The organism is Klebsiella sp. HMSC09D12 (assembly GCF_001808475.1).
Classification (GTDB): Bacteria; Pseudomonadota; Gammaproteobacteria; order Enterobacterales; family Enterobacteriaceae; genus Klebsiella; species Klebsiella oxytoca.
On record NZ_KV793506.1, the window covers coordinates 125768 to 142591 of the forward strand.

14 protein-coding genes are annotated in these 16824 nt (G+C 58.3%); 3 read left to right on the top strand and 11 right to left on the bottom strand.

What is annotated here, in order from left to right; genetic code table 11:
- Positions 1–327 precede the first annotated feature (327 nt).
- The 10 genes from HMPREF3178_RS25185 to dalD all read right to left on the bottom strand — a co-directional run bounded on the left by HMPREF3178_RS25185 (position 328) and on the right by dalD (position 11975).
- Entirely contained in the window at positions 328–1101 is a 774-nt protein-coding gene (locus tag HMPREF3178_RS25185) for an ABC transporter ATP-binding protein (RefSeq protein WP_004103762.1), read from the bottom strand.
- Positions 1102–1111: 10 nt separating this feature from the next.
- A complete protein-coding gene (locus HMPREF3178_RS25190; protein ID WP_004103764.1) occupies positions 1112–1975 on the bottom strand; it encodes an ABC transporter ATP-binding protein in 864 nt (287 codons plus the stop codon).
- On the bottom strand, positions 1947–2852 hold the full coding sequence (locus HMPREF3178_RS25195) for an ABC transporter permease (RefSeq protein ID WP_070585566.1): 906 nt from the start codon (positions 2850–2852) through the stop codon (positions 1947–1949). Before HMPREF3178_RS25195 ends, HMPREF3178_RS25190 begins: the two co-directional genes overlap by 29 nt.
- Positions 2849–3886, bottom strand: a complete 1038-nt coding sequence (locus HMPREF3178_RS25200) for an ABC transporter permease (RefSeq protein ID WP_004114020.1) — start codon at positions 3884–3886, stop codon at positions 2849–2851. The genes HMPREF3178_RS25195 and HMPREF3178_RS25200 overlap by 4 nt, the downstream gene beginning before the upstream one ends.
- Positions 3883–5505: an ABC transporter substrate-binding protein gene (locus HMPREF3178_RS25205; protein WP_064396263.1), complete on the bottom strand. Its 1623-nt coding sequence runs from the start codon at positions 5503–5505 to the stop codon at positions 3883–3885. Before HMPREF3178_RS25205 ends, HMPREF3178_RS25200 begins: the two co-directional genes overlap by 4 nt.
- 119 nt (positions 5506–5624) lie before the next feature.
- Positions 5625–6779 carry a mandelate racemase family protein gene (locus HMPREF3178_RS25210; RefSeq protein ID WP_032728516.1) on the bottom strand — a complete coding sequence of 385 codons (1155 nt, stop codon included), beginning with the start codon at positions 6777–6779 and terminating at the stop codon, positions 5625–5627.
- Positions 6780–7076: 297 nt separating this feature from the next.
- Positions 7077–7739, bottom strand: coding sequence for a hexitol phosphatase HxpB (gene hxpB, locus HMPREF3178_RS25215; RefSeq protein WP_032728518.1), 663 nt, complete (start codon positions 7737–7739; stop codon positions 7077–7079).
- Between the two features lie 48 nt (positions 7740–7787).
- Positions 7788–9065, bottom strand: a complete 1278-nt coding sequence (gene dalT / locus HMPREF3178_RS25220; RefSeq protein ID WP_004103784.1) for a D-arabinitol transporter — start codon at positions 9063–9065, stop codon at positions 7788–7790.
- Positions 9066–9134: 69 nt separating this feature from the next.
- Complete coding sequence (xylB, locus tag HMPREF3178_RS25225) at positions 9135–10598, bottom strand: xylulokinase (protein ID WP_004114032.1); 1464 nt, start codon at positions 10596–10598, stop codon at positions 9135–9137.
- A 9-nt stretch (positions 10599–10607) separates the two neighbouring features.
- Positions 10608–11975: a D-arabinitol 4-dehydrogenase gene (gene dalD, locus HMPREF3178_RS25230; protein ID WP_004103787.1), complete on the bottom strand. Its 1368-nt coding sequence runs from the start codon at positions 11973–11975 to the stop codon at positions 10608–10610.
- 206 nt (positions 11976–12181) lie between these two features.
- Here dalD and HMPREF3178_RS25235 point away from each other — a divergent pair, with 206 nt between their 5' ends.
- A complete protein-coding gene (locus tag HMPREF3178_RS25235) occupies positions 12182–13123 on the top strand; it encodes a sugar-binding transcriptional regulator (RefSeq protein WP_004103788.1) in 942 nt (313 codons plus the stop codon).
- Positions 13124–13145: 22 nt separating this feature from the next.
- On the opposite strand, the gene HMPREF3178_RS25240 is transcribed toward HMPREF3178_RS25235, so the two are convergent.
- Positions 13146–14147: a LacI family DNA-binding transcriptional regulator gene (locus HMPREF3178_RS25240; protein ID WP_004103789.1), complete on the bottom strand. Its 1002-nt coding sequence runs from the start codon at positions 14145–14147 to the stop codon at positions 13146–13148.
- A gap of 257 nt (positions 14148–14404) precedes the next feature.
- Here HMPREF3178_RS25240 and HMPREF3178_RS25245 point away from each other — a divergent pair, with 257 nt between their 5' ends.
- Positions 14405–15154 (top strand): SDR family oxidoreductase, encoded by a 750-nt coding sequence (locus tag HMPREF3178_RS25245; protein ID WP_004103790.1) that lies wholly within the window; start codon positions 14405–14407, stop codon positions 15152–15154.
- A 30-nt stretch (positions 15155–15184) separates the two neighbouring features.
- Positions 15185–16792, top strand: a complete 1608-nt coding sequence (locus HMPREF3178_RS25250; protein ID WP_004103791.1) for an FGGY-family carbohydrate kinase — start codon at positions 15185–15187, stop codon at positions 16790–16792.
- Positions 16793–16824: the final 32 nt, after the last annotated feature.

Below are 16824 nucleotides of genomic sequence, written 5' to 3' on the forward strand. Positions count from 1 at the left end.
TAAGATTATTCGCAGGCGAGTTTACTCTATTACTCAGCAGATCTGGAGGCGTAATACGCAGTTTTTCCTTGTTATTAGCAAGGTTTAAATGAATTTACAGAACGGAATATTTTGTACTTCGAATTGAAATTGGCTATTTATTTCAAAAAAAATAATAAACACCAGTTATAATTCGTAAAACATGCATTCACACAACAGATACTTTCATTTTAGATCTAAACACCACATTTACATTAATAGACGATATTTATAACTATAACTACATATCGTTTCAAAGTTTTATCTATAAAATGGGCGCATTTCCCGCGAGACAATGCGCCATTAAGCTTAGTATGCTGCCACCTCGCGCGCCATTTCGCGCGTATATTGCCGACTGGCGTTGACCAGCATCTGCGTATAGGCCGTCCGCGCCTCGCCGCTGACCAGCGCATCGACCGTCAGGGTTTCAAGGATCTTCCCGTACTGCATCACCGCCACGGTCTGGCATAAATGGGCAATAACCCCGAGATCGTGGGTAACCATCAGGTAAGTGAGCTTAGCCTCCTGCTGCAATTCTGCCAGCAGATTGAGGATCTCCGCCTGCACCGACACATCCAGCGCCGACGTCGGCTCATCCAGCAGCAGTACCTGAGGCTCAAGAATCAGCGCTCTGGCTATCGCCACGCGCTGCCGCTGCCCGCCGGAGAGCTGATGCGGATAGCGCTCGCGAAAGGCACGGTTGAGGCCAACTTTGTCCAGCAGCGCATTGATCCGCCGGTCGCGGTCGTTGATACGATGGATCTGCAGCGGCTCTTCGAGGATATCGCCAATGGTGTGACGAGGATGCAGCGATCCGTAGGGGTCCTGAAATACCATTTGCACCTGACGGCAGCGCTTGCGGCTAATTTCATGCCCTAAGCGCTGACCATCGATGGCCAGCTCCCCCTGCCAGTGGGTAAACAGCCCCGCCAGGCATTTGAGCACCGTCGTTTTACCGGAACCGGACTCGCCTACCAGACCGTAGATCTCGCCGGGCTTAACGTGGAAACTGACGTCATACAGCACCTGGTTACGCTTCTCCCCCTCGCCAAACGCGAGGTTGAGATGTTGAACTTCAATCATCATCCGCTCCTTATTCCGTTAACCAGCTGGCCTGACGCTGCAGCACCGGCAGTATCGGGCGACGATGCTGCATATCCGGCAGCGAGTTAATCAATCCCTGAGTATAGGGATGACGGGCGTTATCGAGATCTTTAGCAGCGATGGACTCCACTACCCGTCCGGCGTACATCACCAGTACGCGGTCGCAGAAGCTGCGCACCAGGTTGATATCGTGGCTGATAAAAATCAGCCCCAGCCCGCGCGACTGAACCAGGTCATCCAGCAGGCCCAGCACCTGCAGGCGCACCGACACATCCAGCGCGGAGGTGGGCTCATCAGCAATGATCAGTTCCGGGTCGGTAATCAGCATCATGGCGATCATGATGCGCTGCCCCTGTCCGCCGGATATTTCATGCGGATAAAGCTGATAAACGCGCTCCGGCTGGCGAATACGCACCACCTCCAGCATCTCCAGCGCCCTGGCTTTCGCCTCATCTTTGCGCCCGGGATGATGAGTAAGCCAGGCCTCGGCGATTTGCTTACCCACGCAGACCACCGGATTAAGCGAATATTTCGGGTCCTGCATAATCATAGAGATACGTTTGCCGCGTACGCCGCGCATCTGCGCTTCGCTAAGATGCTGCAGATCGAGGTCGGCAAACTGCATCCGGCTGGCGCTGACGCGGGCCTTTTTCGGATGCAGCTGCAGCAGCGCGCGCCCAACGGTGGACTTACCCGAACCGGACTCGCCGACAATCGCCAGCTTTTCGCGCCCCAGCTGGAAGGAGACGCCGCGCACGGCATGGGTCACCGCGCTGCCGTTAACAAAGTCGACGCACAGATCGCGCACGTCGAGCAGCGGAGCATTATTCACTGCGGGGATCGAGGATGTCACGTAGGCCATCTCCTAAGAAGTTGAACGCTAAGCTGTTGATCAGAATCGCCAGCCCCGGAATTGTTACGACCCACCAGCACTCCATCATATAAGTGCGCCCGCTGGAGATCATCGCTCCCCACTCCGGCTCCGGCGGCTGCGCGCCGAGCCCGAGAAAGCCGAGACCGGCCGCGGTCAGAATGATCCCGGCCATATTCATGGTGATACGGATAATGACCGAGGGCAGACACAGCGGCACGATATGGCGCCAGAGGACGCGGGACGATGAAGCGCCCTGCAGACGCACGGCGGAGATAAAATCGGCCTGGCGCAGAGAGAGCGTTTCGGCGCGCGCCAGACGGGCTATCGGCGGCCAGGCGGTAAGCGTGATGGCGATAACCACATGCTCCAGCCCCGGCCCTAAGGCGGCGACAAACGCCAGCGCCAGAACCAGACTCGGGAAGGAGATAAAAATATCGGTGACGCGCATCAGCACCATATCGACTTTACCGCCGAAATAGCCGGCGCTGACGCCCAGCAGCAGCCCGAGCGGACCGACGGTCACCGAGACCAGCAGCACGATATAGAGCGTGATGCGCGAGCCGTACACCAGGCGACTAAAGATATCCCGGCCAAACTCATCGGTGCCGAACCAGTGCTGCGCATTCGGCGCGACCAGCGCGCTGTTCAGGTCCTGCACCAGCGGGTTATAAGGCGCAATCAGCGGCGCGAAAATCGCCACCACCAGCAGCAGAAAGATAATTCCTCCGCCGATGGCCGTTAGCGGGTTGCGCGCCATTTTGCCGATAAACCCGACGCCCCGCGCCGCCGCGCGTTGCAGCCGCTGACGGCCTTCGCCCGCACCGCCCGAAAGCGGCGAATCCAGAGAAACGGTCATGATTTTGTCCTCGGGTCAAAGAATTGATACAGCATGTCGGAGAGCAGGTTGAGCATCACGAAGATCACTCCCACCAGCAGCACGCAGCCCATCACCGCATTCATATCGCCCAGCAGCAGGCTACCGGTAAGATAGGAGCCGAAACCCGGCCATGAGAAGACGGTTTCAATCAGCACCGCGCCTTCCAGCAGCGCGCCGTAGGCCAGCGCCACCACCGTCAGCAGCTGCACGAGGATGTTACGAAACGCATGGTTCCAGATGACCTGACGCTCGGTCAGCCCTTTCACCCTCGCGGTAATAATGAACTCCTGCGACAGCTGGGCCAGCATAAAGCTGCGGGTCATACGGCTGATATAAGCCAGCGAGTGAAAACCCAGCAGCGAGGCGGGAAGAATCAGATGATTAATGGCGTTCCAGAACACCTGTCCGTTTCCTGCCAGCAGCGCATCAACGGTCATCAGGCCGGTACGGCGCGGCACAATGCCGTCCAGACCGAGGTCTACCCGCCCGGCGCCGCCCACCCAGCCGAGCCAGGCATAGAACACCAGCAGCCCCATCATTCCGACCCAGAAAATCGGCGTCGAGTAGCCCGCCAGGCTGATAATGCGTACCACATAATCGGAGACGCTATTGCGCCGCGCCGCCGCCAGCACGCCCAGCGGAATTCCGAGACCCGCGCCGACGAGAATCGCCATCGTCGCCAGCTCCATGGTGGCCGGGAAGACGCGGATAATATCGTCCACCACCGGTTTCCCGGTTAGCAGCGCATTGCCCAGATCGCCGTGCAGCAGGTTGACGAAATAGATGCCAAACTGGGTGGCCAGCGATTTATCAAACCCCAGCTGCTGGTAAACCTGCTGATAGGTACTCTGGTCAGCATCCGGACCGACGATCGCCAGCACCGGGTCGATAGGCATGACGCGGCCAATGGTAAAGGTCAGCAGCAGCAGGCCGAACAGCGTAATCACCACCTGCAGCAGCCGTTTGGATAAGCGCCGGCCGCGTGAGCCGGGCGCAAGGATTGCGGTACTCATCCTTTCTCTCCTTCGCGGACTTTATAGACGTCACGCAGAAAAGTGGTGGCGGAGGGGTGCGGCTGATACTCTCGTACCTCGTTGCGCACCACCACGGAATCGACCATCTGCGAAAGCGGAATTAAAGCCGGAACCAGCTGGTCGTAGCGCGCCTGGATGGCCTGGTAGTCAGCCACCTGTTTTTGCGGATCGCGTTCCAGCAGGGCCTGGTCAATCATCGTATTGAGCTGCGGGTCGTAAAAACCGGTACGCCAGCCCTGAAAGTTGGTCAGACGCGCCTCATCGCTGTTATCCGGGTTATAGACCAGCGCGCGCAGGCTGGAGTGCGGATGCGGCTCCATTCCGCTGCCGCCGCGTCCTACCAGCAGGTCAAATTTACGCTCGCGCATCGCGCCGTAGATCTGGTTACCGGTGCCGGTGATGATTTTGGCGTTAATCCCCGCCTGCATCAGCGTCGACTGCACGGCGATAGCGATGTTAAGAAATGGCTGATCGGAGAGGACCCGCAGCGTGGTATCAAAGCCGTTGGGATAACCCGCTTCCGCCAGCAGCTTTTTCGCCCGCGCCACGTCCAGCTTATAGCCAGGGTCAGGCAGCGTAGACGGCATGCCCGCCTTAATCGGTCGCTGGTGCAGCACGCCGTAGCCCGGCATCAGCGCTTTATTGATACCCTGGTAATCAATCAGATAGCGCACCGCTTCGCGCACTTTCGGTTGGGCGAAGTGCGCCTCTTTCATGCTCATCGCCACGTAGTACATGGTGCCGCGCTGCACCGCATCGACGGTCAGCTGCGGGTCGCTGCGCAGGGCGTTAATGTCGGAAACCGCCATATTGTTGGCAATATCGAGGTCGCCTTTTTCGATCATCAGACGCAGGGTTTGCGACTCCTGGAAATGGCGCAGCACCACGCGGCTCATTTTCGCCTCGCCGCGCCAGTAGTCAGGATTGCGCTTCATGCGCAGCACATCTTTTGCCTGCCAGGTTTCCAGCGTAAACGGCCCGGAACCGGCTTCATGGGTGGTCAGCCAGCGGTTACCCCAGTCGTTATCCTGCTGGTGGCTTTGCACCGTTTTACTGTCCAGCACCCCGAGGTTGCCCAGCGCCGCCAGCGAGTAAATCACCAGCTGCGGATCGTTATCTTTGGGTAACTCGATTTGCACCGTGAAGCGGTCCGGCGCGCTGACCTGGCTGTCGATATTTTTCTTACTGAAGCCATAGGATTTCCATACCGAGGCCTGAGCCAGGTTGAGGTGCAGGATGCGCCGCATTGACCACACCACGTCAGCGGCGGTCAGCGGGTTGCCGGAGTGAAACTTAACGTCGTCGCGCAGATGAAAGGTCAGGGTTTTGCCGTCGGGGCTGATATCCCAGGATTTCGCCAGCGCGGGCCTAACGTCGGTGAGCTGTTCAGGGTCAAGCTCCACCAGCGAGTCGTAGAGGTTGACCACGATACCCACCACTTCGTTACCGGTCATCGCCGCCGGGTCAAGGGTGAGCAGGTTATTCATATTCATGCCGATGATGAGCTGATCGGGCGGCGTTTTCGCCACCGCCGCCCCGCTTCCCATCGACACGGCGAGCGTGAATAAGCACGCTGCCAGTAGGGAGGTTTTTTTCATATCTCTGTTTGCCTGTACTGTAGGGTACATGTTGCCGGATGGCGGCATTTTCGCCTTATCCGGCCTACCGGGCCGCAGACCCGATAAGCGCAGCGCCATCGGGCATTTATTTTTTTGAATCAGTCGTGGCTAACGGTATTGGCTTCGATATACGCAAAATTGATGTCTTCGCCGAGGCCCGGACGTTGTGACAAATGCACAAATCCCTGGTCATCCATCGGGTCAACAATGCTATTGAGATAAGCCGCCGGTTCATCGTAGTCGAGGAACGGATGCAGCAGGCCGCGCTCGTACCAGCGGCAGTTGCGGATCGCGCCGACCACCGCCAGGCTTGCCGCGCCGTTGCCGTGGACTTCGCAATCCATGCCGAAAGATTCCGCCAGCGCCGCGACCTTCATGGTCGGGGTAATACCGCCCACGCCGTTAGCGCCGGCGCGCAGAATGTCGCAGGCTCCGGCTTTCACCCATTCGGCGCGCATGTGGTGCTTGCCGCCGAAGCTCTCCGGCCCGACGATGGGGATCGACAGGTTTTCCGCCAGCCACGCGTAGGAGGACATTGAATCCTCCTCCATCGGTTCTTCAAACCAGGCGAAATTGAGTTTTTCCAGCTCTTTGCCGATCCACAGCGCCTCGGCGCGGCTGTACCAGTGATAGCCGTCAATCATCAGGTCAATATCCGGCCCCACCGCTTCACGCACCGCCGCGCAGGCTTTAATGTCCATTTTGGGATTGGGCGCAAAAGAGATTGGCGGCATCCAGGTGTGCAGCTTGATGGCCTTGTAGCCGCGGGCGACCAGCTTTTCGGCAAAGGCGGCATACTCTTCCGGAGTCGACAGACCACCCGGCAGATCGTCGCCGCACATCGTGCTGCCGTAAGCCGGGACGGTGTCGCGATAGCCGCCGAGCAGCTTGTAAACCGGCATCTTAAGGCTGCGGCCTATCAGGTCCCACAGCGCCTGTTCAATAAACGACAGCGCGCGCTCCGTTAGCTGATGTGCACTACCGCGCTGCCAGTGGTTAAGATCCTGCCAGATACGCTCGCGGTTAAACGGGTCCTGCCCCACCAGCACTTTGCGGAAAAAAGTATTCACCACGAACGGGCGCACGACTTCCGGAGGCGCAAACGAAAAACCCTGCGCCCCATCATCAGCGGTGATGGTCAGCATCGCCATTTTAGCCATGCTTTCAGCCCCCGGATGGGAGTGCCCGGCGCTGTCGGAAACCCGACGTGTGGGATACTGGAAAACGGTGACATTCACAGATTCAATTTTCATGCTCAATCCTTATCACGGCCAAATCCGATCGATAGAAGCAAATCGGCAAAGTGGTTTCACATTATTGAAAATACGTTTCAATATCTAATCTAAGCACAATTACGTAGCAGTGCCTCGGACAAACACCGCTAAGCAAGGCAATAAATTTGGGCATTGGCACAACAAGACGTGACTGTTTTCACAAAAGATGAGTGAAATGTGAGGCGGATCGGCATGGAGAAAAAAGGGCGTGAGCGCAGAAGAGAGAGTGACCGACCGTGTACATCCCGGGATTTTCTGCGCTCACGAAAGCGTGAGTTATGCGACCGCCTCTGGCTCGGCGGTGAGGGCTTCCAGCAGTTCAGGCAGCGCCCGGTAGCGGCCAGCGGCGGCCTGAAAACGCGCGTGCTGGCTATCTTCGGCAATCACTATCGTGGCAATCCCCGCCGCCCGGGCCGCGCTAAAGCCGTTGAAGCTGTCTTCGATCACCAGGCAACGGCTGGCGTCGAGATTAAGCTTATCCAACGTCGTCAGATAAACCGCCGGATGCGGCTTGCCCTGCGCTTCATCATCCGCGCTGCAAATCACATCAAAATAGTGCCAGAGCGAGAGCTTGTTCAGCACGGCGGCGATAACCTGCCGGGACGAGGAGGTCGCGAGCGCAATTTTATAACCGGCATGGCGAAAATAGCGTAACGCCTCATGCACCCCGCGCATCGGCTCGCCTTCGGCGGCGATCAGGCCGGTAATACGCTGCAATATCGCGGCTTCAAGCCGCTGCGGAACAAGCTCAAGCTGGCAATGGCGGCACCAGGTGCGGGCAATTTCGTCGAGGCGTTTGCCTTTGGTCAGCGTTTCGCACTCCTCGACGCTCGCCGTTGCCCCCCACTGCGCGAGGGCGTCGATTTGCGCCTGCCGCCACAGGCTTTCGGAATCAATAATCACGCCATCCATGTCAAAAATCACTGCCTGAATACTCATCATTCACCTCATTAAGGCTGGCATGCCTGGCATGCCAGCCGCATCACCTTAAGAGAACTCCACCTGCTCGCTGGCCGGCGCTTCCTTGTGGGAAAATCCCGGCTGCTCGACGCGGATAAACGCACAGAGGAAAAAGGCCGCCACGTACAGCGCGGTATAGGCGATCACCACTCCGATGGTGCTGAAGAACGGCAGCAAAATCACCGCAATAGCCGGTGCGAGAAAGTTCGACATCCCCGCCGACAGGTTGTAGACCGAAATGGCCGCGCCTTTGTGCTTCGGCTCCAGCGCCGGGAAAACCGCCGCCAGCGGAACAAACGCGGCGACAAAGATCCCCAGGGCGATAGCCGGAAGCAGCGCCATCGCGAAGTTATGTCCGAAGTGCTGCGGAATGTAATAAAACGCCAGGCTGGAGACCGCCATACCGATGCAGCCGAACCAGCGCACCACCTTCATCCAGCCCAGTTTTTCGCCCAGAATGCCCCACAGCACGTTAGAGAAAATGGTGGTAAAGAAGAAGACCGCCCACACCTGCAGCCATTCTGAGGTGGTGAAGCCCAGCTCATCGACGAACATCATCGGCATAATCACCGCAAAGCCGAACAGCGAGAGCGTATTGATAATTCGCACCATGCTCGACAGCAGAATATTGCGGTTGGTATAGAGCAGCGTCGCCGCGCGGCCCAGTTCGGCAAACTTCTCGCGGGTGGTCAGGTTCTGCATATGGTGCGGCGTTTTAATATGGCGCAGGGAAGCCAGCGCAATGATGCCGCCGGTGACGCAGAAAGCGAGCGCCAGCCACAATGTCCCCAGCTCGCCGATATGCGGGATGGTAAAGCTCGGAATATAGCTGCCGAATACGCCGATGCCGATGGAATAGACCGCCCAGAACCAGCCGATCGCCGAGCTGGCGTTATCGCTTTTCACGTTGTGGATAATGGCGACGATAAACGAGTAAAGGAACAGCGGATACGCGAAGCCGCGGATGCCGTAGAAAATTAAGATCAGCGCATAGTTGGCATGACCGAGACCGAAGACCAGGAACAGCACGTGGAACACGCACCATAGCACAAAGCCAATCATCATGGTCTTCAGCGGCGTGATGATTTCCGCCACCACGCCGGAGATCCATGCCGACAGCGCGGCGGCCAGGCCGTAGAGGGTGAAGGCGAACGATGCCTGCGCCGGGGAGAACCCGAGCTCTTTAATGTAGTGCGACAGGAATGCCAGTTCAAAACCGTCGCCGGTCATAAACACGGCAATGGCGATGTATCCCCAGAGCAGGTTCAGGGGTAAACCGAGCCACTGTTTATTATTGATGGACATAATGACCTCGTTTTTAGGGTACAGGAGGCCGCTCCGGTCAGATCGCCGGAGCGGTTATGGTGATAAAAATTAGTGCTGCCGATAGTTCAGATCGTTTAAATACAGGGCCTTGAACTGCGCATAGCGCCGCATCAGGGTTTGATGGCGTACCGGGTCCGCACGCCAGGTCTGCCAGATCTCCGGTTTTTCACATACCGCGGTAATTGGTTTGCCCGCCGCCAGACAGGCCAGCCGCGCCGCGCCCAGCGCGCCGCCGGTCTCTCCGCCTTTGTGGGTCACCACCGGCATATCGAGGATATCGGCCAACAGCTGCGCCCAGAACGGGCTGCGGGCGCCGCCGCCAACCAGCGAACATTGTTCGATCTGCGTACCGCTCTCTTTCAACACCTGCAGACCATCGCTGATCCCAAAGCTCACCCCTTCCAGCACCGCATAGCCGAGCTGGGCGCGCAGGCTGGAGTGGGTCATGCCCCAGAACATGCCGCGCGCGTCAGGATCGTTGTGCGGCGTACGTTCGCCGGAGAGATAGGGTAAGAAGAACGGCGCATGGGCCTTTTCCTCTTCGCTAAGCTCGGCAATCTCCTCCAGCAGCGCCACTTCCGTGGTGCCGGTCAGGCGGCAGAACCACTGCAAACAGCTGGCGGCGCTGAGCATCACGCTCATCTGATGCCACAGATTCGGCAGAACGTGACAAAACGCATGGACCGCCGACTGCGGAGCCGGACGATAGGCGTCGGTTACCACAAACAGCACGCCGGAGGTACCGAGCGAAATAAACGCATCCCCCGGTGAAACCGCCCCGACGCCGATGGCGCTGACCGCGTTATCGCCACCGCCGCCGGCAACCGCTACCGAGGCATTCAGCCCCCAGCGTTCAGCCACCTGCGGGTCAAGGGTCGCGGAAACCTCGCAGCCTTCGACCAGCGTCGGCATCTGGCTGCGCGACAGGCCGCATTTATTCAGCAGCGAGTCGGACCAGTCGCGCTTCGCCACATCCAGCCACAGCGTCCCGGCGGCGTCGGACATATCGGAGACTTTCTTCCCGGTCATCCGGTAGCGCAGATAATCTTTCGGCAGCAGTACCGTGGCGGTGCGCTGAAAGTGTTCCGGCTCATGACGGCGTACCCACAGCAGCTTCGGTGCGGTAAAGCCGGGCATCGCCAGGTTTCCCGCCACCTGATGCAGCTCCGGCGCCATCTCCTCCAGCTCCGCACACTCCGCGGCGCAGCGGGTGTCGTTCCACAAGATTGCCGGGCGAATGACCTCCCCGCCGGCATCCAGCAGGACCGCGCCGTGCATCTGCCCGGAAAGGCCAATGGCCTTAATGGCTGGCCAGTGCTGGGCGCATTTTTCCCGCAGCGTGGTCATCAGATACTCTGTCGCCTCCCACCATGACTGCGGAGACTGTTCTGACCAGTGCGGGTGAGGCCGCTGAATGCTCAGCGGCGCGCTATGGCTGGCAATAACCTCATTGTTCTCATCAATGACCAGCGCTTTCACTTCCGATGTGCCGAGATCGATACCCAGATACATAGCCACCTCTTAGTTAATCAGCGTATAAACTGCCGCGACTTTTTCGCGCATCAGCGCGAGGAAATCGGCGTTTTCAGCGAGTTCGCCAAACAGCGCTTTATCGCGGGCATACAGCGCCAGCGGATCGCTGGCTTCGAACATCTGATGCACCGCCTGCGCGTCAAGAATGCCGTCCTGGTATTCATACGGCAGACTTCCCTTATGCCACTGTTCCATAAAGACGAAGAACAGCGCGGGCAGCATCGCGGTCGCTTCCGGGCGGGCGCCGCGCTGGTAGCACTCCTGCAGGGTTGGGGCGATCATCGCCGGAATTTTCGAGAAACCGTCGGCGGCAACGCGCTGGTTCGTGTCCTGGATATACGGGTTGGTAAAGCGCTTAAGCACCACGTCGCGATAGGTTGGTAAATCAATGCCGTTATCGCCAAGGCAGGGGATCACATCTTCCGTAACGTAGCGGTCGGCAATGGCGTAGATGAAATCCGTTAGCGTACTTTCATGAATATACTGCTGGCCGATTAACGTCCCCGCCCACGCAATGCAGCTATGCGACGAGTTCAGAATGCGAATTTTCGCCTCTTCATAAGGAATAACCGATGCAACCATCTCCACGCCAACCGCTTCCAGATTCGGGCGCTCATCGCGGAAATGGTTTTCCACCACCCACTGGATGAAGGTCTCACCCATCACCGGCGCGCTGTCGTCAATGCCGGTTTGCGCTTTGATGCGCGCGGGCAGGTCTGACGCCGGACGCGGAGTGATACGGTCGACCATGGTGTTCGGGCAGGTCGTGTTGGCGGCCATCCAGTCAATCACCGCCTGCTTGCCGGTTAGCTGCAGGAACTCAACCATGCCGTCGTGGAAGCGCTCGCCATTATGGCGCACGTTATCGCAGTTCAGCAGAGTCAGCGGCCCGGCGTTGTCCGCCATACGCTTTTCCAGGATCCGCGCGATAGTGCCGTAAATCGTTTTGCACTCCCCTGCCAGATCGGCCTGCAAGTCGGGGTTGCTGGTTTCCAGCTTATGACGGGTATTCAGGTAGTAGCCGCCTTCCGTCACGGTGAAGGCGATGACTTTGGTCTGCGGGTTTGCCCCTTCGTTAATCAGCGGCTTGAGCCCGGCCTGCCACGGCAGCAGTTTCTGAATTGAGGTGATCTCTTCATATTCACGTTCCCCTTCAGGGCTGACGGTTTCCAGCACGTAGCGCCCACCCTGAGCTGCCAGCGCCTGGACCACCTGCTCGGCGTCGTTGCGGATATTCCCCGCCGCAATGTGCCAGCGCTTATCTCCGGAAGCAATCAAACGATGCAGATACCACGCCTGATGGGCGCGATGAAAAGAACCCAGACCAATGTGAAGCCATGTGAATTGATTGTTCATGTTCTGCTCTCCTTGAGTTGATGGCGTCACTGTAAATGATCATTTGACCAAAATAAGAGCCACGGATCACAAAAGAACAATTACCCATTAAAATTACAATTGACCAGAAAAGAGCAAAAGCTTGCCAGTTTTACCAACCACGGCGAGAATGCGGTTATTCGCCGGGCGAAATTATCGCCGCGGCCAGAAACTTAGGGCAGGAAACCATGAGCAAAGAAGATGATATTCGGCTGGATCAAAAGGTCCGCGCCGCGTGGATGTACTACATTGCCGGGCAGAACCAGAGCGAGATCGCCAGCCAGCTTGGCACGTCGAGGCCGGTGGTACAGCGGCTGATCGCCGCCGCGAAAGAAGAAGGGATTGTGTCGATCGGGCTGCATCATCCGGTGGCCAACTGCCTCGATTATGCGCTGTTACTACAGGAAAAGTACCGGCTTATCGAGTGCAATATCGTGCCCGCCTTTAGTGAAGAAAGCACCCTGGATAGCGTCTCCTTCGGTTGCTATCAGCTGATGGCCCGCTACCTGCAGGACGATAAAGAGAAAATCATCGGTCTGGGTTCCGGCCTGACCCTGAAAAAAGCGCTGCAGCGTATCGATTTCGACAGTCAGAATACCCGCTGCGTCGCGCTGATCAGCGCCATGGACGCCGACGGCCAGTGCAACTATTACGATGATGTCCCGCTGCTGCTGACCAGCAAAATTAAGGCGAAGTACTATCAGTGGCCCGCGCCGCGCTACGCGCAGACGCAGGAAGAGTACGACATGTGGTGTACCAGCCGGCTGTTCCGCAGCGTCTCCGCCGTCGCCCGCCAGGCGGACGTTATTTTTGTCGGCATTGGGCCATTAGGCACCCAAAGCCCTATTTTTAAAGACGGCTTTATCAATCAGGCCCAGATGGATGAAGTGACGGCGCAAGGCGGTATCGGCGAGATTATGGGGCGCTTTATCGATGCCGAAGGCGGAGTGGTGGATAGCGAAATCAACAGAATGATCACCAGCTACGATATCCGCCAGAATCAGTGTCCGCGCATCGCGGTGGCATGCGGCGAGTACAAACGCCCGGCGATTCTGGCGGCGCTTAAAGGCGGCTGGATCAACGGTCTGGTGACCGACGAGCACACCGCCCGCTGGCTGCTGACGCGCTAAGGTCAAACAGCCAGATAGCGACTCAGCTGCTGCTCATCAGTAGCGGCGGAATTTCAATCCGCTGCTGGCCGGCATCGCCGGAGTCGATAATCGTAAACACCGCTTCCAGCATCGCCGGCACGTCCTGCTGCACCATGTCGATATCGTGCCCCAGCAGATAGACAAACGGGTCCCAGTCGAAGCAGCCCATCGGCGGCTGCTCGCTGCCGGTGAGTCCTGCCTGCGACAGCCAACGTACGACCCCCTCCAGCGATATCGTTGAGTTGACAAATATGCCCTGCAACGGAACCTTCGCGTTGCCAAACCGCTCCTGCAGGCAGGCTTCGACTTTGCCTTTCGAATAGCCGGGAGCCAGAATGTTCCCCTGCGGCACGCTCAGCCCCTGCTCGCGATGCGCGTCGTGGAAGCCGCGTAAACGTTCGCTGGTGTTATGGTCGCTGCTGCGCCCGCCAATGAACGTCAGCGGCGCCATCTCTCCCCGGCGGCGAGCGCTATTCGCCAGGATCTTATGGGTCAGCGCTTTCGCGCCGCCGTAGTTATCCGAAATCACCGACGGTGCGATAGTCCCCGGTAGATCGAGATTGACCGTTGGCACGCCCGCCTGCTGGCATAGAGCGGAAATTTTATCCGGATTGGTCGCCCCGGTCGCCACCACCCAGTCAACCTGCCAGGAGAGCATCGCTTTCACCGCTTCGAGCTCCAGCTCGGGGCTTCGGCGCGTACAGGTGATAATCGGCAGCAGGCCCCGTTCGCGAGCCATCTCCTCAAAGCGTTCGGCGACCGAACCGAAATAGCGGTTATCGTATTTGGGGATAATCATGCCGATGACGCGCGATTTTTTGCTGCGCAGCATGCTGGCCTGGCGGTTAATCGCGTAGCCCTGCTCCTCGGCAATCCGCGTCACCTTTTCGGCAAGCTTTGCGCTGATGCGGCGCTTTTTCCAGTTGCCGTTGAGGATAGCGCTCACCGCACTCGCCGAAACGCCGGAAAGTTCCGCCAGGTCGTAAATCGTGATTTTCTTCATTTTCCCAACTTGCGTCACAAAATCATTTCGCTGTTAATTTCCCCACTTGCTCAATCGATGAAGCTAGCGCAACATGAGCTTCATCGATTGAGCTTCCATTTTACTTTCCGAAGTATTAACGCATTCAGCATTAATATTCCAGAAAACCTGCAGAAATGACGCTCATATTCAATACCTTAACAAGTTTTCGTCTCTAACGTCGAACGCGATGCCCTCGCGCTCGACAGTGCCAACCAGACTCTGTAAAGGATTATAAAATGAACCACTGTGTCTCCTCTATGAATACTTCCCTTAGCGGTAAAGTTGCCGCTATTACCGGCGCGGCGTCCGGTATTGGCCTCGAATGCGCCAGAACCCTGCTGGGCGCCGGCGCAAAAGTGGTGCTTATCGACCGTGAAGGGGAAAAGCTCAATAAACTTGTTGCCGAACTCGGTGAAAACGCCTTCGCCCTGCAGGTTGACCTGATGCAGGCGGATCAGGTTGATAACCTTGTGCAGGGAATTTTGCAGCTCACCGGGCGTCTTGATATTTTCCACGCCAACGCCGGAGCTTATATCGGCGGACCGGTGGCCGAGGGCGATCCGGACGTCTGGGATCGCGTGCTGCATCTCAATACCAACGCCGCCTTCCGCTGCGTGCGTAGCGTCCTGCCGCATCTTATCGCGCAAAAGTCCGGGGACATTATCTTCACCAGCTCTATCGCGGGCGTGGTGCCGGTGATCTGGGAGCCTATCTATACCGCGTCGAAATTTGCTGTCCAGGCGTTTGTTCATACCACCCGTCGCCAGGTTTCACAGTACGGCGTGCGCGTCGGCGCCGTGCTGCCTGGCCCGGTAGTCACCGCCCTGCTGGATGACTGGCCGAAAGCCAAAATGGACGAAGCGCTGGCCAACGGCAGCCTGATGCAACCGATCGAAGTGGCCGAGTCGGTGCTGTTTATGGTGACGCGGTCGAAAAACGTCACCGTACGCGACATTGTGATCCTGCCGAACAGCGTGGATCTCTGACCGTTCAACCAGACTGTGTGAGAGGATATTATGCAAAGCGATACGCAACATATTATTGGCGTCGATGTTGGCTCAGGCAGCGTTCGCGCCGGCGTGTTCGACCTGCGTGGCGAACTTCTTGCCCACGCAACCCGGGAAATTACCCTGTTTCGCAGCGCCGGAAGCGTGGTCGAACAGTCAAGCCGCGAGATCTGGCAGGCGGTGTGCTACTGCATTAAAACGGCGGTGGCCAGCGCCGGGGTCCCTCCATCGTCGATTGCCGGGATCGGCTTCGATGCCACCTGCTCGCTGGTAGTGATTGGCGATAACGACGCGCCGCTGGCGGTCGGGCCTTCGGAAGATGCGGACCGTAACATTATTGTCTGGATGGATCATCGCGCCACCGGCCAGGCGGAAAAGATTAACGCCACGGGCCACGCGGTGCTGCAATACGTTGGCGGCAAAATCTCGCCGGAGATGGAAACGCCGAAAATTCTCTGGCTGAAGGAGAACCGCCCGCACATTTATCAGCAGGCGCGCCACTTCTTCGACCTCGCCGATTATCTCACCTGGCGCTCGACCGGCGATTTAGCCCGCTCAGTCTGTACTGTGACCTGTAAATGGACCTACCTGGCGCATGAACAACGCTGGGATGCCAGCTACTTCCGCCAGATTGGCCTCGAAGAGCTGGCGGATGAAGATTTTGTCCGCATCGGCCAGCGGATTGTCGATCCGGGAACCCCCTGCGGCGACGGCCTTTGCGCCACGGCGGCAGAGGAGATGGGGCTGCCGATCGGTACGCCGGTAGCGGTCGGTATGATTGACGCCCACGCGGGCGGCATCGGCACCGTCGGCGTGCTTAACGGCGCGGTTAACAATATGGCCTACGTCTTCGGTACCTCCTCCTGCACCATGACCACTACTCAGGAAGCGGTATTCGTGCCCGGCGTCTGGGGGCCGTATTACTCGGCGATGGTGCCAGGGTTCTGGCTGAGTGAAGGTGGTCAGAGCGCGGCCGGAGCGGCCATCGACCAGCTGCTGAGCTTCCACCCCGCCGCCGCAGAAGCTAAGTCGCTGGCCAAAGCGCGCGGCGTCCCGCTACCGGTTTATCTTGCCGATAGCGTGCTGGCGAAGGTAGATAATCCGTCAGCGGCGGTCAAACTTGCCGACGGCCTGCACGTGGTGCCCGAGTTTTTAGGTAACCGGGCGCCGCTGGCCGATCCGCAGGCGAAAGCGATTATCGCCGGGCTGGGGATGGAGCGGGATCTGGACAATCTGATGGCGCTCTACGTCGCCGGATTGTGCGGCATCGGCTACGGTCTGCGGCAGATTATTGACGCCCAGAAGGCGTGCGGCATCCGCAGCGAGAATATCGTCATCAGCGGCGGGGCCGGTCAGCATCCGCTGGTGCGCCAGCTGCTGGCAGACGCCTGCGGAGTGAACGTGGTGAGTACCGAATCCAGTGAACCAGTGCTATTAGGTTCGGCGATTCTTGGCGCGGTGGCCGGTCATATCGCGCCTTCCCTGCCAGAAGCGATGAAGCAGTTTACCCGGGTGGATAAAACCTACCGCTGCGTAGAACAATTTAGCGCCGATCATCAGCGGCGCTATGAGGCGTATAAAATGCTACAGCACACGGCGCGGCTGATTCGCGAGTAAGCAGGAACCCGGAAGCGGCGCTTGACGCGCCT

What these genes read in the sequence shown, in the direction of transcription:
- HMPREF3178_RS25195 (WP_070585566.1), bottom strand. Translation starts at nt 2,852, where the DNA reads ATGACCGTTTCTCTGGATTCGCCGCTTTCGGGCGGTGCGGGCGAAGGC.
- HMPREF3178_RS25200 (WP_004114020.1), bottom strand. Translation starts at nt 3,886, where the DNA reads ATGAGTACCGCAATCCTTGCGCCCGGCTCACGCGGCCGGCGCTTATCC.
- HMPREF3178_RS25235 (WP_004103788.1), top strand. Translation starts at nt 12,182, where the DNA reads ATGAGCAAAGAAGATGATATTCGGCTGGATCAAAAGGTCCGCGCCGCG.
- HMPREF3178_RS25205 (WP_064396263.1), bottom strand. Translation starts at nt 5,505, where the DNA reads ATGAAAAAAACCTCCCTACTGGCAGCGTGCTTATTCACGCTCGCCGTG.
- HMPREF3178_RS25240 (WP_004103789.1), bottom strand. Translation starts at nt 14,147, where the DNA reads ATGAAGAAAATCACGATTTACGACCTGGCGGAACTTTCCGGCGTTTCG.
- HMPREF3178_RS25250 (WP_004103791.1), top strand. Translation starts at nt 15,185, where the DNA reads ATGCAAAGCGATACGCAACATATTATTGGCGTCGATGTTGGCTCAGGC.
- HMPREF3178_RS25210 (WP_032728516.1), bottom strand. Translation starts at nt 6,779, where the DNA reads ATGAAAATTGAATCTGTGAATGTCACCGTTTTCCAGTATCCCACACGT.
- HMPREF3178_RS25185 (WP_004103762.1), bottom strand. Translation starts at nt 1,101, where the DNA reads ATGATTGAAGTTCAACATCTCAACCTCGCGTTTGGCGAGGGGGAGAAG.
- dalT (WP_004103784.1), bottom strand. Translation starts at nt 9,065, where the DNA reads ATGTCCATCAATAATAAACAGTGGCTCGGTTTACCCCTGAACCTGCTC.
- xylB (WP_004114032.1), bottom strand. Translation starts at nt 10,598, where the DNA reads ATGTATCTGGGTATCGATCTCGGCACATCGGAAGTGAAAGCGCTGGTC.
- hxpB (WP_032728518.1), bottom strand. Translation starts at nt 7,739, where the DNA reads ATGAGTATTCAGGCAGTGATTTTTGACATGGATGGCGTGATTATTGAT.
- dalD (WP_004103787.1), bottom strand. Translation starts at nt 11,975, where the DNA reads ATGAACAATCAATTCACATGGCTTCACATTGGTCTGGGTTCTTTTCAT.
- HMPREF3178_RS25245 (WP_004103790.1), top strand. Translation starts at nt 14,405, where the DNA reads ATGAACCACTGTGTCTCCTCTATGAATACTTCCCTTAGCGGTAAAGTT.